The 16,434-nt window shown below is 49.0% G+C and carries 13 protein-coding genes and 1 pseudogene; 7 read left to right on the forward strand and 7 right to left on the reverse strand.

Translation table 11 applies throughout. The features are described 5' to 3' along the window. Positions 1-115 precede the first annotated feature (115 nt). Positions 116-1,384 (forward strand): tyrosine-type recombinase/integrase, encoded by a 1,269-nt coding sequence (locus ABIE11_RS05550; protein WP_040206034.1) that lies wholly within the window; start codon positions 116-118, stop codon positions 1,382-1,384. 149 nt (positions 1,385-1,533) lie between these two features. On the opposite strand, the gene ABIE11_RS05555 is transcribed toward ABIE11_RS05550, so the two are convergent. Both ABIE11_RS05555 and ABIE11_RS05560 read right to left on the reverse strand, forming a co-directional pair. Then, on the reverse strand, positions 1,534-2,256 hold the full coding sequence (locus tag ABIE11_RS05555; protein ID WP_032755699.1) for a sulfite exporter TauE/SafE family protein: 723 nt from the start codon (positions 2,254-2,256) through the stop codon (positions 1,534-1,536). Between the two features lie 11 nt (positions 2,257-2,267). Continuing rightward, complete coding sequence (locus ABIE11_RS05560) at positions 2,268-3,164, reverse strand: oxidoreductase (protein ID WP_032754800.1); 897 nt, start codon at positions 3,162-3,164, stop codon at positions 2,268-2,270. A 76-nt stretch (positions 3,165-3,240) separates the two neighbouring features. On the opposite strand from ABIE11_RS05560, the gene ABIE11_RS05565 reads away from it, so the two are divergent. The 3 genes from ABIE11_RS05565 (at position 3,241) to ABIE11_RS05575 (ending at position 7,992) form a co-directional block, all read left to right on the forward strand. Then, positions 3,241-4,125, forward strand: a complete 885-nt coding sequence (locus ABIE11_RS05565) for a MurR/RpiR family transcriptional regulator (protein WP_004899254.1) — start codon at positions 3,241-3,243, stop codon at positions 4,123-4,125. Continuing rightward, positions 4,125-4,982 (forward strand): DMT family transporter, encoded by an 858-nt coding sequence (locus ABIE11_RS05570; protein ID WP_032754802.1) that lies wholly within the window; start codon positions 4,125-4,127, stop codon positions 4,980-4,982. Before ABIE11_RS05565 ends, ABIE11_RS05570 begins: the two co-directional genes overlap by 1 nt. A 235-nt stretch (positions 4,983-5,217) precedes the next feature. Further along, entirely contained in the window at positions 5,218-7,992 is a 2,775-nt protein-coding gene (locus ABIE11_RS05575) for a winged helix-turn-helix domain-containing protein (RefSeq protein WP_032754804.1), read from the forward strand. Here the strand turns inward: ABIE11_RS05575 and ABIE11_RS05580 are convergent. Next, entirely contained in the window at positions 7,969-9,156 is a 1,188-nt protein-coding gene (locus ABIE11_RS05580) for an MFS transporter (RefSeq protein WP_049082432.1), read from the reverse strand. The genes ABIE11_RS05575 and ABIE11_RS05580 overlap by 24 nt on opposite strands. 172 nt (positions 9,157-9,328) lie before the next feature. On the opposite strand from ABIE11_RS05580, the gene ABIE11_RS05585 reads away from it, so the two are divergent. Together ABIE11_RS05585 and ABIE11_RS05590 are read left to right on the forward strand one after the other, a co-directional pair. Then, complete coding sequence (locus tag ABIE11_RS05585; RefSeq protein WP_016530710.1) at positions 9,329-10,135, forward strand: SDR family NAD(P)-dependent oxidoreductase; 807 nt, start codon at positions 9,329-9,331, stop codon at positions 10,133-10,135. Positions 10,136-10,370: 235 nt separating this feature from the next. Then, positions 10,371-11,289: pseudogene (locus ABIE11_RS05590) on the forward strand (hypothetical protein). Between the two features lie 571 nt (positions 11,290-11,860). Here ABIE11_RS05590 and ABIE11_RS05595 read toward each other — a convergent pair. From ABIE11_RS05595 to ABIE11_RS05610, 4 genes are all read right to left on the reverse strand, one after another. Then, complete coding sequence (locus ABIE11_RS05595) at positions 11,861-12,217, reverse strand: helix-turn-helix domain-containing protein (protein ID WP_049082431.1); 357 nt, start codon at positions 12,215-12,217, stop codon at positions 11,861-11,863. A gap of 112 nt (positions 12,218-12,329) precedes the next feature. Next, positions 12,330-13,193, reverse strand: a complete 864-nt coding sequence (locus ABIE11_RS05600; protein ID WP_032754812.1) for an efflux RND transporter periplasmic adaptor subunit — start codon at positions 13,191-13,193, stop codon at positions 12,330-12,332. After that, on the reverse strand, positions 13,190-13,405 hold the full coding sequence (locus ABIE11_RS05605) for a DUF1656 domain-containing protein (RefSeq protein ID WP_032754814.1): 216 nt from the start codon (positions 13,403-13,405) through the stop codon (positions 13,190-13,192). The genes ABIE11_RS05600 and ABIE11_RS05605 overlap by 4 nt, the downstream gene beginning before the upstream one ends. Further along, entirely contained in the window at positions 13,395-15,431 is a 2,037-nt protein-coding gene (locus tag ABIE11_RS05610; RefSeq protein WP_032754817.1) for an FUSC family protein, read from the reverse strand. The genes ABIE11_RS05605 and ABIE11_RS05610 overlap by 11 nt, the downstream gene beginning before the upstream one ends. Positions 15,432-15,507: 76 nt before the next feature. On the opposite strand from ABIE11_RS05610, the gene ABIE11_RS05615 reads away from it, so the two are divergent. After that, positions 15,508-16,314: an AraC family transcriptional regulator gene (locus tag ABIE11_RS05615; protein WP_032754820.1), complete on the forward strand. Its 807-nt coding sequence runs from the start codon at positions 15,508-15,510 to the stop codon at positions 16,312-16,314. The last annotated feature ends 120 nt before the right edge of the window (positions 16,315-16,434 follow it).

The following is a 16,434-nucleotide window of genomic DNA, read 5'->3' on the forward strand; positions in this document are numbered from 1 at the left end:
TCAAGAGGTTAGCGTGAAAACTCTTCCCGGTGCATTTTGATTTTACCCTCCGCATCGGGAAAAATTGGTGGTCAAATCTGGGGTCAGGTTAGTTCGATGACGGAGTGACCCCCAAATGTCCCTTAACGACTCAAAAATCCGCAACTTAAAACCATCCGCAAAACCCTTCAAAGTTTCTGATTCTAACGGTCTGTACCTTCTTATCAAACCAGGCGGCTCACGTCACTGGTATCTTAAATATCGTATAAACGGCAAAGAATCCCGCATTGCACTGGGTGCCTATCCTGCCGTCTCCCTGTCTGATGCCCGCCAGCAGCGCGAAGGTATCCGTAAGATGCTGGCGCTGAACATCAACCCGGCACAGCAGAGGGCTGCTGAACGCAGAGCCTGCACACCAGAGAAGGTGTTTAAAACAGTGGCGCTGGCATGGCATAAAAACAATAAAAAGTGGTCGCAGAACACCGCTGACCGTCTGCTTGCCAGCATGAACAACCATATCTTTCCTGTAATTGGTCATCTGTCCGTCACGGAGCTTAAACCCCATCATTTCATTGACCTGCTGAAAGGTATTGAGGAAAAGGGCCTGCTGGAAGTCGCGTCCCGCACGCGGCAGCACCTCAGTAACATCATGCGCCATGCGGTCCATCAGGGATTTATCGACACCAACCCGGCAGCAAATCTTGATGGCGTGACGGCTCCCCCCATGAGACACCACTATCCCGCCCTGCCGCTGGAGCGGCTGCCTGAATTGATTGAACACATTGAAGCATATCATCAGGGCCGTGAACTGACCCGGCTTGCTGTCCTGCTGACGCTGCATCTGTTCATTCGCTCCAGTGAGCTGCGCTTTGCACGCTGGTCAGAAATTGATTTCATAAACAGAATTTGGACGATACCCGCCACACGCGAAGCCATTGTGGGTGTGCGTTATTCAGGGCGCGGTGCAAAAATGCGCACTGCTCATATCGTGCCCCTCTCACAGCAGGCTATAGCTATTCTGAAACGGATTAAGGAAATATCCGGGGCTTACGAACTGGTCTTCCCCGGCGACCATAACCCGTACAGGCCGATGTGCGAAAACGCGGTTAATAAAGCACTGCGCCTTATGGGATTCGACACGAAACAGGACATCTGCGGACATGGCTTTCGGGCAATGGCATGCAGTGCCCTGATGGAGTCTGGCTTATGGTCGCAGGATGCAGTGGAACGCCAGATGAGTCACCAGGAGCGCAACACCGTGCGTCTGGCTTACATTCATAAGGCTGAGCATCTGGAAGCCCGCAAGGCGATGATGCAGTGGTGGTCAGATTATATCGATACATGCCGGGTCGCATACGTACCACCTTTTAACACAGGGCGGGATAAAAACAACGAAGCTGCATGACCAATAACAAAAAGCTGTATCAGCATACCCTGGTACGGCTTTATTCATTTCTGATGGCTTGCCAACCCCTCCACCCCGACCCGTCGCTGCCTGTAGAAAGCTGTTACACAACAACAACACGCTTGCGCCGTCAGCCCTGGCGTGCCATTTCATTTGAGAGCAAGGATCATCCCTACTGCCCCAGCGACGAGAACGGTATCAATGAGAAGCTCGAACGTATGCGTCTGGAGTTTCTGGACGAGACGTTTCGCAATCATCGAACCGACGAACAATGCGATGCCGATGGCAAGTCCATGTGTGAGGACAGGCTGCGCGAGTGCGCCCGATATACCGAACGTAGCTAGCTTGCCAGCGTAGAGCAGGATTGCGCTTGCCGCCTCTGATCCCAAAAATACGCCTCCACTCATTCCGTACCCGGTAAATACCGGCACGCTGAGCGGCCCGGTGGACAGCACGAATCCGGTCAGAAACCCGACAATCGCCCCGGCAAAACTCATGTGCCAGAGATTCAAGTGGAGGTTCGATCGTCTGATGAGACGGCGCAGCGGGATCATCGCAAGGAAGAAAGCTGCCAGGAATACCTCCACTGTGCCAGGAGAAATCGTAAGTAACGTGTGCGCCCCGAGAACAGCCGCAGGAACTCCCGCCAACGAATAGGCAAACACCGGTCGCCAACGAATCTCATGCCACCAGACAATCACCCGTCCGATGTTGCCGAAAAGGGAGGCGATCGCCATAACAGGCACAGCAATCCGTGGCCCGTACGTGGCGACGAGGACGGGCAGCATGATTAACGACGAGCCAGTGCCGACGACACCGCTGAGTACTCCGGCACCGAGAGCGACGAAGAAGAGAAGTAAGAGTGCAATCATCGGCTTTAAGATCAACCAGGGCCATCGCTCGAAGCCGCAAGAAGCGGTACCAGGATGTCGCTGATCGGCGTTGGAATGCTGTGAACCCGGCCGCGACGCGCAATGACGCCGTTGCGGATATCCCATTCAAGCGGTCGGCCAGCTTCTCGATCCGTGAGAATGGAGGTGCTCATGTCTGCAGGAGCCGCCCGGAACTTATCGAGGATCTCCTGCGGCACTTCGTCTCCGAGTTCAGCGCCCTCTGCACGTGCCACGGCCAGGCATTCCTGCAGATAAGCCAGCGTAAGCCTGGCGATATCAGCACGGCCAAACATGCCTGAGCGGCGGTGCGTGAGTGCCATGAGTCCAGCCACCGCATTCTGCATCAGCTTGCGCCAGGCCAGGGAGCTGAAATTCGCGGCCAGATCTACGGAGCACCACGTGCCTTGCAGCGCTGCGGCCACTACACGGGAAGCTGGTGCGTCTGGCACGCTGAGGCGCGCCTCACCACGCAAGCGTACCGAGCCATCGGACTGCGCTTGAGCAGGGAACCACACGACAGCGGGAACGATCTGTCCGGGCAGAGAGTACGTAGCGAGCCTGTCCAACTGTTCGACCCCATTCTGGAGCACGCATATAACCGTCTCCGGGCCAGTCAACGCCCTGAGCCATTCTGCTGCCGCGTCGATTTGTGTGGACTTGACTGCCAGAAAGATAAGATCAACCGTGCGAGTGATTTGTGCCGGATTCGTCTGTACCGGACCGGGTACGGTGATAAAGCGGTTGCCATCTTGCAAGGTCAGGCGATCGCGGGGAGTACGTCCACACAGCAATGGTGTGCGGCCGACTTCGTGTAACGCCGCCGCGACTGTTGTGCCGATGGCACCTGGACCTAAAACAGCAACAACTGTATTGATTTCAGTGTTCATGAATGTGGACTCCTTGCAACAGAATCTAATTACGTGGTGGTTGTGCCCTTCCCAAAGGACATGTAATATATTACATATGAATAAAGAAAATGGTAATAGAATTTCAGAAGGTGAGCAGCGGTTACAGCAATGGCTTGGCAGCATTCACGCCCGAAGCGGCGACCTCGCTGCAAGTGAGGCTAAAGTTGTCGATCTCCTGCTTGTCGATCCTTTATTTGTCGGTACAAGCACGGCAGCACAGGTTGCCACCCGTGCTGGTGTATCACCGCCGACAGTAATACGCGCTGCACGAGCGATCGGGTTCACCGGGTTCACTGAACTTAAGATAGAGATTGCCCGGGCTCGTGGCACTGCCCAATTCTTTGCCCCGCCTGAAGTTCTTACAGCGGATGCGACGCTGGCATCAGTGCTGGAAACATCAATTCGTGCTGGTGTAGACGCACTGACTGCGCTCAGCGGTGCTATCGAAATCTCCGCACTTGATGAGGCGGTCGATTTAATCCAGAGCGCACGCCAGGTATTTGCATTTGGTGCTGGTCCCTCTGCGACGGTTGCCGCTGATGCGGTCTTTCGTTTGCGGACGGCGGGTGTGATAACCGTCAGTATCCAGGATTATTTATCAGCGATGATTGCTGCTCGTCTACTCGGTCCAGGCGATGTCATCATCGTCGTCAGTTCAACAGGGCGCACATCATCCACACTCTCCATCGCTGATGCAGCATCCTCGGCAGGAGCATCGCTTATTGCAATAACTAACCAGTACGATACCCCACTGGCGACACTCGCCAACGTTTCGCTCGTTGTTGGCGGAATGCCACTCCCGGCACAGATGGCCGCTGCCGGGAGTCGACTGGCCCAGCTCGTCGTTATTGATACGCTGGTCGCTGCTCTCACTCTGCGGGATAAAGAACAAAGTCGCCGGGCTGAACGGGCGGGTATTGATTTGCCCGATATGTCCTGATGCAGTTCAGCACGGTAGCAATGATTCTTACTGCTGCGGTAGCTCATGCAGTATGGAATATAGCCTCAAAATACAAGAGGGAAGACACTCTTGTGTTCGTCTGGGCGTACAGCTGTGCCTCATCATTGCTGTGGGTCCCGTTCAGCCTCATTCTGATAGTTGAGGGACAACAGGAACTCGACTGGAGACTCGCTGTCGGCGCAGTTATCTCGTCTGCACTTCATATCGCTTATTCTCTAATCTTGCAGGCTGGCTACGAGCGCGCCGAACTGGGTGTTGTTTATCCGATTGCCCGAGGAAGTGGACCAGTTCTGACGATACTGTTTGCAACCCTTCTCATGGGAGAACGGATTTCACCAGGCGCTTTACTCGGCGCTTTTATCGTTATCGCTGGTATTTTCGTTGTCACCGGCAATCCGTTCAGGAGCGGAAGCCGACCACTACAGGGAATGCTTTGGGGGGCAGCGACAGGCACCGCCATCGCTGGCTATACACTCTGGGACGGTTATTCGGTAATCTCTCTGCACCTGGATCCAGTGCGCTACTACGCCAGCACACTCCTGCTACAGAGTCTGATTCTTACCCCTGGTGCGATGCGGCGACGAAATCGCATTCCAACTGCTGTACGTGTGGATATCATCCCAATCCTTATCATTGCTGTATGCTCTCCCCTTGCCTATATCCTTGTACTGACAGCCATGCAGAGCATGCCACTGGCACTCGTCGCTCCTCTCAGGGAAACATCCATTATTGTCGGCTCCCTTCTTTCGTACTGGCTTTTTCGTGAAAATCATCTGGCACGCCGGATTGCCGGTGCAGTGGTGGTGCTGACCGGCATCGCAATAATTAGCCTTTGATCGCTTCGTTGGATGCCAATCGTCGTCTTATTGTCAGCGTGGATCGTTCGTCGAAGTTCAGTTTTCATCACCAGCTTGATCGCAAAGCTATGCCACATAGCACTATTGGCTTTATAATCATTAACGGTAAAAGTGGTATTGAATAGTTATACGCCGATGCAGCACATTCAACATGTAGCCTGATTCTGATGACCACTTTCGTTAGAAATGGCTTACTCCATACCGAGAGTTCGTGATGCTCAAAACAGAAGATCTCAACACCATGATATCAATTGATGAGATTCACTTTGCTGACTGGCAAATCTGGCCACAGCTAAGGATTCTGTTACATCGGGGTAAGCCAGTAAGAATTTCTGCCAGAGCTTTTGATGTTCTGGTTGTTCTGGTGAGTGCTGGAGGTAAAGCGGTAAGTAAAGAATCTTTACTTACTCAAGTGTGGGGAAATGAAATCGTCGAAGAAAATAATCTTCAGGCACAAATTTCTGCTATACGCCGCATACTGGGACATGACCGCCATCTACTGATTACTGAATTTGGTTGTGGTTATCGCTTTAATATCAACAAATTGCCAACTGAACCGCTCTCTAAATCAGAAATACCTGAGCCCGCTGTTACCCCTTTTCTCGCATCGATTCTGGGGCGTGATAAAGCTGTGCAGGAATTATGCACCTTATTGGATCAATACCGTCTGGTGACGGTTACAGGCTCAGGGGGCGTGGGTAAGACTCGTTTGGCATGGGAAGTCGTCAGCCTTACACACTCGCATTTTCCTGATGGAATATGTGTGGCTGAACTGGCGCATATCACCGAAGCATCCAGCTTGCTATCTGTTATTTCACAAGCGCTCCATCTTCCATTAGCTGCCATTCATAATGATGCCGATTTACGGCAACAGCTTGCACGGCGTCGATGTTTACTGCTGATTGATAACTGTGAACATGTAATTAGTGAACTGGAACCAGTGATTACGTTGCTCCTGCGCCTGGCTCCCCATATAAAACTGTTGTTGACCAGCCAGGTAGCGTTACAGGTTGCCGGCGAGCAACAATATCTACTACCGCCATTACAAGTTCCTGAGAGCGAAGAGGCTGATACCCACGAGTTACTGACTTTTGACAGTGTCCGCCTCTTTATCGAACGTGGGCAGGCCAACCGACATAATTTCCATCCATCAGCCAGCGAACTGTCGTTGATTGGCGAGTTATGCCGTCATCTTGACGGTCTGCCGTTGGCGATTGAACTTGCGGCCTCCCGTCTGCCAGTCATGAGTGTCAAAGAGATCTATAGCCGACTGGAAGACCGTTTCCAGCTATTGAGCAATACGCACAGCTCTCTGGTGCCCAGACATCAGAAAATACTGACCACGCTGGAGTGGACTTATCAGTTACTCAACACTCGTGAACAAAGATTATTTTGCTCTCTGGGGATCTATACCGATATGTTCAGTGTGAAATCAGTAAGTGACCTTCTGCTGATTAAAGACAAGCATCGCTGGCAGGTTGTTGACGATCTGCAAAGATTGCTGTCTTTATCCCTGATTCAGGTCAGTACTCAGGTACCAGAGACCCGTTTCCGCCTGCTGGAAACCATGCGCCAGTTCGCATGCGATAAACTCAGGCAACAGGGTGAATATACTGTTCTTGAAGCCCGTTTTACCGGTTATTATAAAGTTCTGGTAGAAGAGGCCCAAGGTGATTGGTTTATGCTGCCAACGGGACAGTGGCGTGAACGTTATAGCCATATGCTTAATGATTTGCGGAGCATATTACAGCAAACGTTGGCTGAAGGGGCCGCTCCCTCTAAGGGGCTTGAGATCTTACAAGCGATGACCCCTTTTTGGATTGAATATTCACTCTACGATGAATGTCAGCGCCATATCTATCCTTTGCTTTATGAAAATACTTCTCGGGTAGTATTAACGCTACGCCAGAGAATGAATCTCAGCGCTGTAGCAGGTAAGGCGTCAACCTGGGCAAAAGGCCCTACGCCTGAAACACATTCAGCCTGGAAAACCGCGCTTGCACTTGCAGAAAAGCTCGACGACAAAGAAATACGTTTACAGGCTCATTACGGATTATGGTTGTATTATCTGCGTACTGGCGAGTTGGATAAAGCGCTTGAGCATGCGCAATCTATGTGCGAGCTGGCACGGTCCATTAGTGACGAGGAGGCGATGGCAACCGGGCTGCGTATTCTCGGTGTATCCCTGCATTTTTTGGGGCGTCATTATGTCGGGCGTGATTATCTCCAGCAATCTCTTGACTGGTATGAACATGGCGAATTAAGTCACTCTTTCCGTTTTGGTCTTGATCAAGAGAGCGCCGGTCAGGCCTTTCTGTCTCGTTTACTCTGGTTACAGGGTGAGTATAAGGCCGCGAAACAGATGGCATGGCGCGGTGTTAAAAAAGCCGCTCGTTTGCAGCATGTCTGTTCTCTTTGCTGTGCACTGGCTGAAGGCGCTTGTATGACAGCAGCACTGGATCGTAATCCGCGTTGGGTTATAAAGGCCGCAAACTGGCTTATTCATCTGGCAAAAAGGCATGATTTATATTTCTGGAAGACATACGGCGAGCTGTTTCTTGTTTGGGCCAAACAGTTCAGTCATACCGATGTTAGTCAAACCACACTGTTTAGCTCGTTGCGGGCGATGGGATTAGATTGGCAATATTCCCCCTTGTTGTCAGAAATTGATACCGGGTTATCGCTGAGAGCCACCCGCCAGGATCATGAAAACTGGTGCACGCCTGAGCTGATGCGTCTTTCTGCCACTCAATTACCTCCTCAGAAGCAACGCCTGCTGTTGGAGAAGGCCCTGGACAAAGCGCGTCAGCAACAGGCTCATGGCTGGGCCCTCCGTATTGCTTATTCATTGGCGACATTGCAGGCTGAAGCCGGGGAAAAATGGGCTGCTAAACAATTGATACAGGACGCTTTACATGATGTTGATGACTCAGACAATGCGACGGATGTAAGAAGTGCTATTGCGCTATGTGCCCGAATAGGGGCCTGAATATTTACGTTTTACGGCTATCAACATCCCCATGATCACGAGTCCGCCCCCTGCTGAAGAAATCAGCGCCCAGCTATGAGTTGTCTCCCATAACCAGGTGGCAGTCAGTGAGCCACATGCTCCGCCAATAAACATAACGCACATAAATAATGTATTAAGACGGTTTCTGGCATCCGGACGCAAAGAATAAATCGTGTGCTGATTAGCTATCAGTACACATTGCTCACCCGCATCCAGTAGTAGAATGCCCACCACCATACCCACAATACTGTTCCATCTCCAAAAAACAGTCCAGGCTAGCAGCATGAGTATCACACCAAAAACAACCATTCGGAATGGTCCCTGACGATCGCTGAAACTTCCCGCCAGAGGCGCACACAGAATACCGATTAACCCCAAAGCAGCTAGGGCGCCGGTTATCCCTGCACCGTAATCGTAGCGATGAGCTAACCAGAAAGGGAGCACGGTCCACAGCACGCTGAAGGAGGCAAACAGCATTGCTTGTGTAAGAGTTGCACCACGCACCTGCGGCTCGTTTTTCCACAGCAGTCCTAATGAACGTAATACCGCCAGATAGTTAAACTTTGGCGTTGACAACGACTGAGTAGGCAAAATGCGTAAGATGAAAAATATAGCCAGCAATGTCATGATCGCGCCGGATAAAAAGACGCCACGCCAGCCGAAATACTGACCAATAAGGCCTCCGATAGCCCGGCCAGCAAGGATACCTGCCAGGACACCGCTCATCACCGTACCAACGGTTTTACCTCGTGCAGAAGTTCTTGAGAGCGAGGCGGCAAGCGGCACTATCTGTTGAGCTACTGTTGCAGCCATCCCGGTAAGGAAGGAGAAGAACACCAACACTGTCGCCGTTGGGGATAACATCATGCCGATCATTGCCAGGAAAAGCACCTGCGCTTGACGCAGGATAAGCCGCTGACGTTCAATATAATCGCCAAGGGGGATCAGAAAGAATAAGCCCACCGCATAGCCTACCTGGGTGACCATGGGGATCAAAGAAACAGCTCCCCATTCATTGGGAAAGGATCCGGCAATTAAATTCAGGACAGATTGATTAAAATAAATATTAGCCACAACAATACAACAAATAATCCCCAGCATAAGAATCCTGGTAGAAGAAAGCTCGTGATTGTCCGAACGCATTGACCACTCCTGGCACTAAACTCAATATTGTCTGGAGTATAAGCAAAGGCGACACCCAACTCTTTGACCGCTTTTTTCAGACATCTGAATTCTGATGCACAAGCTCCTGAAAAAGAGATTTGTTACTAATACTGCTCATGTTATTGACTGTGCTTAACTTGAGGAGCAACAAATGGATTTAAAACTGACTGGAAAAGTGGCTCTGGTAACTGGAGCCCATACCGGAATTGGTTTCAGCATTTGTGAAGAATTGGCCGTGAATGGTGTGCATTTAGTCATGGTGGCCAGACGAGAACCTGAGCTGATTCTTGCTGCGAAAAAAATTTCAGAGAAATACGGTGTTTCGGTGCTGCCTATTGCCGGGGATGTGACTGATCCCAAACTACCTTCTTTAGTGGTTGAACAAGCGGAAAAAGTTTTTCAGCGTATTGATTTACTGGTGAACAATGCCGGAAGAGCCCATGCGGGCACGCTGTTAACCACTTCGGAAGAAGACTGGCAGATAATGACTGAGACCAAATTCTCCGCCATGCGACGTTTTTGTAAGGTAATCATCCCCGGGATGCAGAGACGAAACTGGGGGCGTATTGTCAATATCTCATCCATTGGCGGTATCTACCCTAATCCGCAACTTACCGTCTCACACGCACTGAGCGCCGCTATCAACAACCTGACCCGTAGTTTAGCACTTAGCGTGGCTCCGGATGGCATTCTGGTCAATGCGATCGGAGTGGGTGCTGTCGCGACGGATAACTGGGCGCAGAACATGCTACCGAATGTTCGCAATCGTCGTCCTGAACTGGCTGACAGAACAGACGAAGAGGTAATGGCATTACTGGGTAAAGAGAAAACGCCTGTGGGCCGCTTTGGACTTCCTGAAGATATTGCTGCAATTGCTACGTTCCTACTTTCTGGGAGGAATCAGTTTGTTACTGGACAGACAATTGAAGCATCAGGCGGAGCAGACAGATTTATGTAATGTCTTCCATTCAACTTAAATAATGTTTGAGAATTGAATTAGTTTAACCTGATATTTGTTCTTCTTTTCAATCACTGCGAAATATGAGGCCGGATATGGGGGACTGAAACGCTAAGAAGCCCCCGTATCAATATAATCCAAATATTATAACGTAATAGATCCCGCACCATGAAATTAATTTCACTGGAAAATTCATGGTATTTTTTTTAAAAAACAGAAATAGAGGAAAATCACTATGTCAAAAAAACAAACACTATCAAATACAAACTATAGTTCGCCTGACTGGCTGACTATCCGTGAAGCAGTCGAAGTGATAAATAAAAAAGGACTGAAAATTAAAAAAAAGTGACATTTACAGGCATGCATTACATGGCAGCATTCATCTCTCTATTTACTTTCAGTCGCCAATTACATTACGAAAAATACAGAGATCGAGCTACAAAGTAAGGCTCAGACCATGTGATATGTCATCAATAAATCGTTTATGCCTTCTTGACAAAAAAGCGTTTATTGAAGGACATAATTTTATTGTTAGCACTACTGGCAAATATATCATTCCCACAGAGAGAGTGATTGACACTCTATTGATTGGATATGAATATGTTCTAGTGCAAAAATTACTTTCCCAATCTCTTAAAATACCATTACCTGTAACAGGAGCTATTGATTTTAATCATGGCATAACAGTTAGCTTACAAGGAGAACCATTTCAACTATTCGATAAAATGACATGGGAAGAAAGAATAACACAAAAAATTATGCAACTCCCTAAAAACATTTCACCATATGTACATAAAGAGATATTCTCAAAGAGGATAAATAATTACCTGGGGAAAGAGTATTTCCCGGCTCATATTTTACCTCGGGATGCCTGGTTTGTTATTCGACATGCTGAACTTGATAAAGTCATTGACATCATAACCAATAGCAGAGTGCCCTCATTATCTGCAACGCGAATATCAACACCACTATCTCGTTTTTTCTGGCTGGCCTGTAAAAACAATGAAGTCATCCGTCCATTAATTAGTAAACCGTACAAACTACTATCTATTTTCGAACAATGGGCATCTGACGAAGGCATTACCGACAGGCTCAGTGGTGATACGTTAAAAACTGCACTCGTACGCGGTTCCCCCACATCAATGTCGGATTGACGCAAGTGAATTTTACCAAACCCAAATGTCCGTATTAAGGACTCTAAAATCAGTAATACGGACATAATTAGTTTTTTTGACTCTTTTTTCCTTGTCACCTCAAGGGACATTGTATTTCTGTACTACTGGTATCAATACATATCATCAATTATCAAGCATTAGAAAAGTAAAAGCAAAACAGTACTTAAATGCTCGCAACCACGCATATACATTAAAGCCACTCCTTATTAAAGGAGGGTTTAGTCGAATTGCATAGGTTCGATCGAATCCAAAATGCACGAAATAGATTAACCTTAATTTATCCAATCATTAAATACATACATGGGCTCGTAATTATATTCCAATTAATGAATACGAATTTACTTACCAATACATTACACATGCAAAAACACGAAAGCATACATTGCACAGGAAGACTTAGATTCTTTTCAATGAAATAAATGAGTGATTTCATTTCGTTCAATAAATCTATAACTGAGGTACTAAGACCATGATTACCAGATGAACCCCGTCCATAATCCAGATAGTTACTAAAGATTTAAAAGCTCACCTTATGATACGAGTAATTACCTTACTCCAAAGAAGACTTGCTTTTAATATTTACGGCATTTTTTCTATACCGGTGTGGTGGGACATTATATCTTTTTCGAAATGCCCTGGTTAATGATTGCTGAGAGTCAAAGCCAAATCGCATCGCGATGTTTATCAAAGATTCATTTGTTGTGATAACAGCTTCTAAAATAAGACATAATTTTTTCTCTCTGATAAAACCTCCTAGACTCTGCCCTGTTTCAGAAAAAAACAATCTCTGCAAATGCCATTTTGAATATCCGGACTTGATAGCCACATCATCAATTTTTAGTGGCATCTCTATATTTTTGTTTATCCAAACAATTAAGTCATTTACAAAATCTTTCCTGTTTTTCATAACCGAAACCTCAGAATTACTCTAACAGAAACACATTCTCATCAGGCATATAGATCAAGAGCTGACAATCCCTAAGTTCTGCATAAATCCTCAATAGAGACCATACTTTTTATTATGGTGTGATGGATATACTCGCAGACAGTCCAGCCACCAATTCAATTCCCTCCGGCAATCTGTCAATATGAATCCGAACCGGGATACGCTGCGCGAGCCGCACCCAGCTAAAGGTTGGCTCGACATTAGGCAGGCCAAGCCCCCCGGTCTCGTCATTGTTATCATCTATTCCGCGTCCGATGCTCTCAACATGACCCGTGATCACCGGCTTAAATCCCATCAGCGTAATGTGTGCAGTATTTCCCGTGCGGATATGTTGCAACTTAGTCTCTTCAAAATAGCCAACCACCCAAAAACTATGGGCATCAATGATGGAAACTTTAGTTTCTCCCGCTGTGGCATAGTCACCAGGGCGAAGCCGCAAATGTGTGACATAGCCCGTAACCGGAGACCGAACAATAGCATGCGATAAGTTAAGCTCTGCAAGGTCCAGCGCAGCCAGTGCACCGTGGTAATTAGCCGCAGCGACGCTGGCTGCGCTGGCTGTTTGTTGTAAATCCTCGCTGGAAATTACCCCTTTAATCTGAGAGCGTCGTCTCGCCGCATCCTGGCGCATCAGCATTTCATGACGTTTCGCCTCAACATCAGCCTGTGCGCTGACCACGGCCAACCTCAACCAGTGCGGGTCAATGGAATAGAGCACATCGCCCCGATTAACCCACTGATTATCGCGGACGGCCACATTCAGCACCGGTCCGGAGACATCCGGCGCAATCTGTACCACATCCGCACGAACTCGACCATCGCGGGTCCAGGGGGTTTGCGCATAATGTTTCCAGAGAATAAAAGCCAAAAGCGTAGCCACCGCCACAGCGCTGAGCGTCAGCACGTAGCGGCCCAGTAGAGAAAGTAACGATTTCATTTAAAAAACCCCAGTTCGGTCAGCCCCTGCAGCAGCAGGTAAAAAGTAATAATGAAGACGGAAAAATCGATCATCGGTCTAAAGGGCAAGCGGCGGTAACCCTTGCTGAATGACAAGATATGTACGATAAATAGCGTACATGTCAGTGCAATGAGGGCAATTACCAACAGACCGGGTACAAAAACGCCCTCAATATTGAAATCATTGATCATTAGCAGGCTCCATTTTCTGAACGCTTAATGCGCAGTAAAGATCAACCAGTTGATCGACATAATGTCGCGATAGTTCATCTGTTACGCTCAAGCTGCGCTCAGTCAGAATGGCGATCCGTTGAAGTAAGGTGTCAATATCTGTCGAGTGTGTAAGAAGGGTGAGTACTTCTTTTATTTCTTTGTTCGCATGCGCATCACATCGGCGTAATCGCATTACACACAGCCCTATACGCAGGGCGTACAACAAATGATGTGCCCGTTCCGGTGACTGTCCGCTGCGCTGCAAACGCGGCAGTATCAACGCAGCCCGATCGATCATCAGGTTGATCCAGAGAGTTTCATCAGTATTCAGCACACCTTTCACGCTGCGGTTAATATCGCGCTGACATAATTGAAGCAGGCGATTTATTGCCGCATCTGCCTGTACAGTTTGCAGAAAGCCCATGCTGAATACCGCAAAGCCAGTTGCAGAAAATAGTGCGATTGCGGTATTCACCGCCACGGCAAAATCCCCGCTGTAGTGGGCACCCAGCTCGCACAAAATAGGCAGCGTCAGTGTGATCCCCATCGCCATAAACGTGGTAGGCGGTCTGGCCTGGAGCGATCCAGCCAGCAGATAGATCGGAGCTAAAACCGTTACCAGCACGATAAAATCACTGACTTGTGGTAGTAGAACGAAACTGTAGATCAGGCTTATCACAACGCCCCAGAAGGAGCCGATAATGTATTTCACAATATGCGGGGCAGGCGTATCGAAGCCGCCAAACAGTGTGCAACAAACGCCAAGGATAGAAACCGCCGTACCGCCATCAGGCCATGCCGAGAAAATCCACACCATGCAGCCGCTCAGAATGATGGTGAAAGCGCCCAGAGCGGTGCGGGCAGCAGTGAGAGAATCGCGGTGGAATACATACCCTCTCACGGTATTCTTTTCCGATTGCGCAGGCGTCTGCTTCGCGTGATGAATGGCGTCCGAAAGACGATAGCACTGCTGCACAAGGACAATGGCCTCTAACAGGTAGCGCATAAAACTTACACGCAGCGCTTCTTCAAGCGTCAGCTCATACACTGAATAGCGCTGCAGTAATTTTTCACTGCTTTTTTTGAGCGCTTCACCCTCGCTTTTGAATTTTCCTTCATCTTTGCAGGCCAACCAGACCTCAACATCACCCAGCAGAATTTGCACATCGACAGGTATCGTCGCTATCAGCGCTAAACGGTCGCGTAACTCACAGTTAACAATGACTAATCGCGCAAGCCTGTCATGAAGCCTTTTTCTCGCTTGCCGGACCGGTACAGAGAACGCAAAATCATAAGGGACATGATGGCTGATACCCTGCAGGAACTGTAATGCCAGTGCCATATGCAGCGGCCCGGAAGCAGCGTCGGGTTTGCCTGCTAAAGTCTCTGCGATACGCTGTCGCGCCGCGAGTAGCGTCTGCGACAATTTACTGTTGAACTGGCCTGAGATGCGCGCGGGCAATACATAGCGATGAATAAGTGCCGCGCAGAAGATACCGATCATGATTTCCTGTATCCGAGTGATAGCGATGTCAAAAATCGCGCCAGGATCGGATACCGCAGGGAAGCCAATCAGACTCGCAGTGTAACCAGCCAGGACAAAACCATAGGCCCGGGGCGTGCGTTCCAGCAAGGATAAATAGAGGCAGAAGGTAATCCAGCCTGTCAATATCACGCTGCAAAATACGGAGGAATTCGCGAACGTGGGTACAATTAATACCGTTATGCCCGCGCCGACTACCGTTCCCACCAGACGATACAGACTTCTGCTCAGCGATGCTCCGACGGAGGTTTGGGAAACAATATACACGGTGATAATTGCCCAGGAAGGCCGCTCCAGGCCAATTGACAGTGCAATGTAGTATGCGAGCATCGCTGCGGCAAAACTCTTCGCGGAATAGAGCAGAGCGTTCGCATCATTCAGTAGTGAAGGAGAAGCCATACCGCGAAGACGTTGGCATATCGTGTGTAAAAAATGAAAGTAACTCGCGTTAATTTTTTTCATGCCGGAAATTATTACCGGCTTGCATATCCACTTAAATACTCTATTCTGTCAAAAAACACCTAAATGTTGCCAATCTATGTTACCCCCACTCGCCAATACGCTGTTTGATCCGGATGCCACCCCCTGTCCCGCAGTCGCGCGTCATCTGGATTTTGTCGATTACGCGGCCGAAGTGCCTGTGCATACGCACCGCAAAGGGCAATTGATTATTGCCCTCTATGGGGCGGTCATTTGTCGCGCCGAAAATGATATCTGGATCGTGCCGCCTGATTGTGCCGTCTGGATCCCTGGGGGAGTGCCGCACAGCGCCAAAGCTACCTGGAATGCGCATCTCAACTATCTGTTTATCGAACCCGGAGCCGCCGCGTTGCCGGAGCGATGCTGTACTCTGGCAATTTCCAGTCTGATTAAAGAACTTGTTGCCCGTTTAACCCGCGAGGGCGTCGGATACCCACCAGAAAGCCATCTCGCCAGACTGACCAGAGTAACACTTGATGAATTAGCCACCATGCCTCAGCAGAAACTGAGCCTCCCTGTGTCGTCGCATCCTAAAATCCGCGCCATGGCCGATGCTCTGGTCAGTCAACCTGATGACCGAAGCACATTCAAAACATGGGCAAAAAGACTGGCGCTTAGCGAGCGTTCTCTCGCGCGTTTAATGCTGCGCGAAACCGGGTTGACGTTCGGACGCTGGCGTCAGCAACTGCAACTGATAATTGCTCTCCGGGAACTGGCTAGCGGCGTTTCGGTTCAGAATGTTGCAGCTAATCTGGGGTATGAATCGGTTAATGCGTTTATCACCATGTTCAAAAAAACAATGGGAAGTACACCCGCGCACTATTTTGCCGAACGGAAAACAAGCGCACACTTAACCGATATTTAGCGACATCAGGTTATCCAAAAAACCATAGGTGAGTCATAGAGCTGCCATATCCGTCTCCCTGTGCGGGGGATCACACTACAGAATCTTTACGGCATGGAACCTCCAGCCAAGACTATATTG

Origin of the sequence: Lelliottia sp. 489, from assembly GCF_050435885.1 — a bacterium.
GTDB classification, from domain to species: domain Bacteria; phylum Pseudomonadota; class Gammaproteobacteria; order Enterobacterales; family Enterobacteriaceae; genus Enterobacter; species Enterobacter nimipressuralis.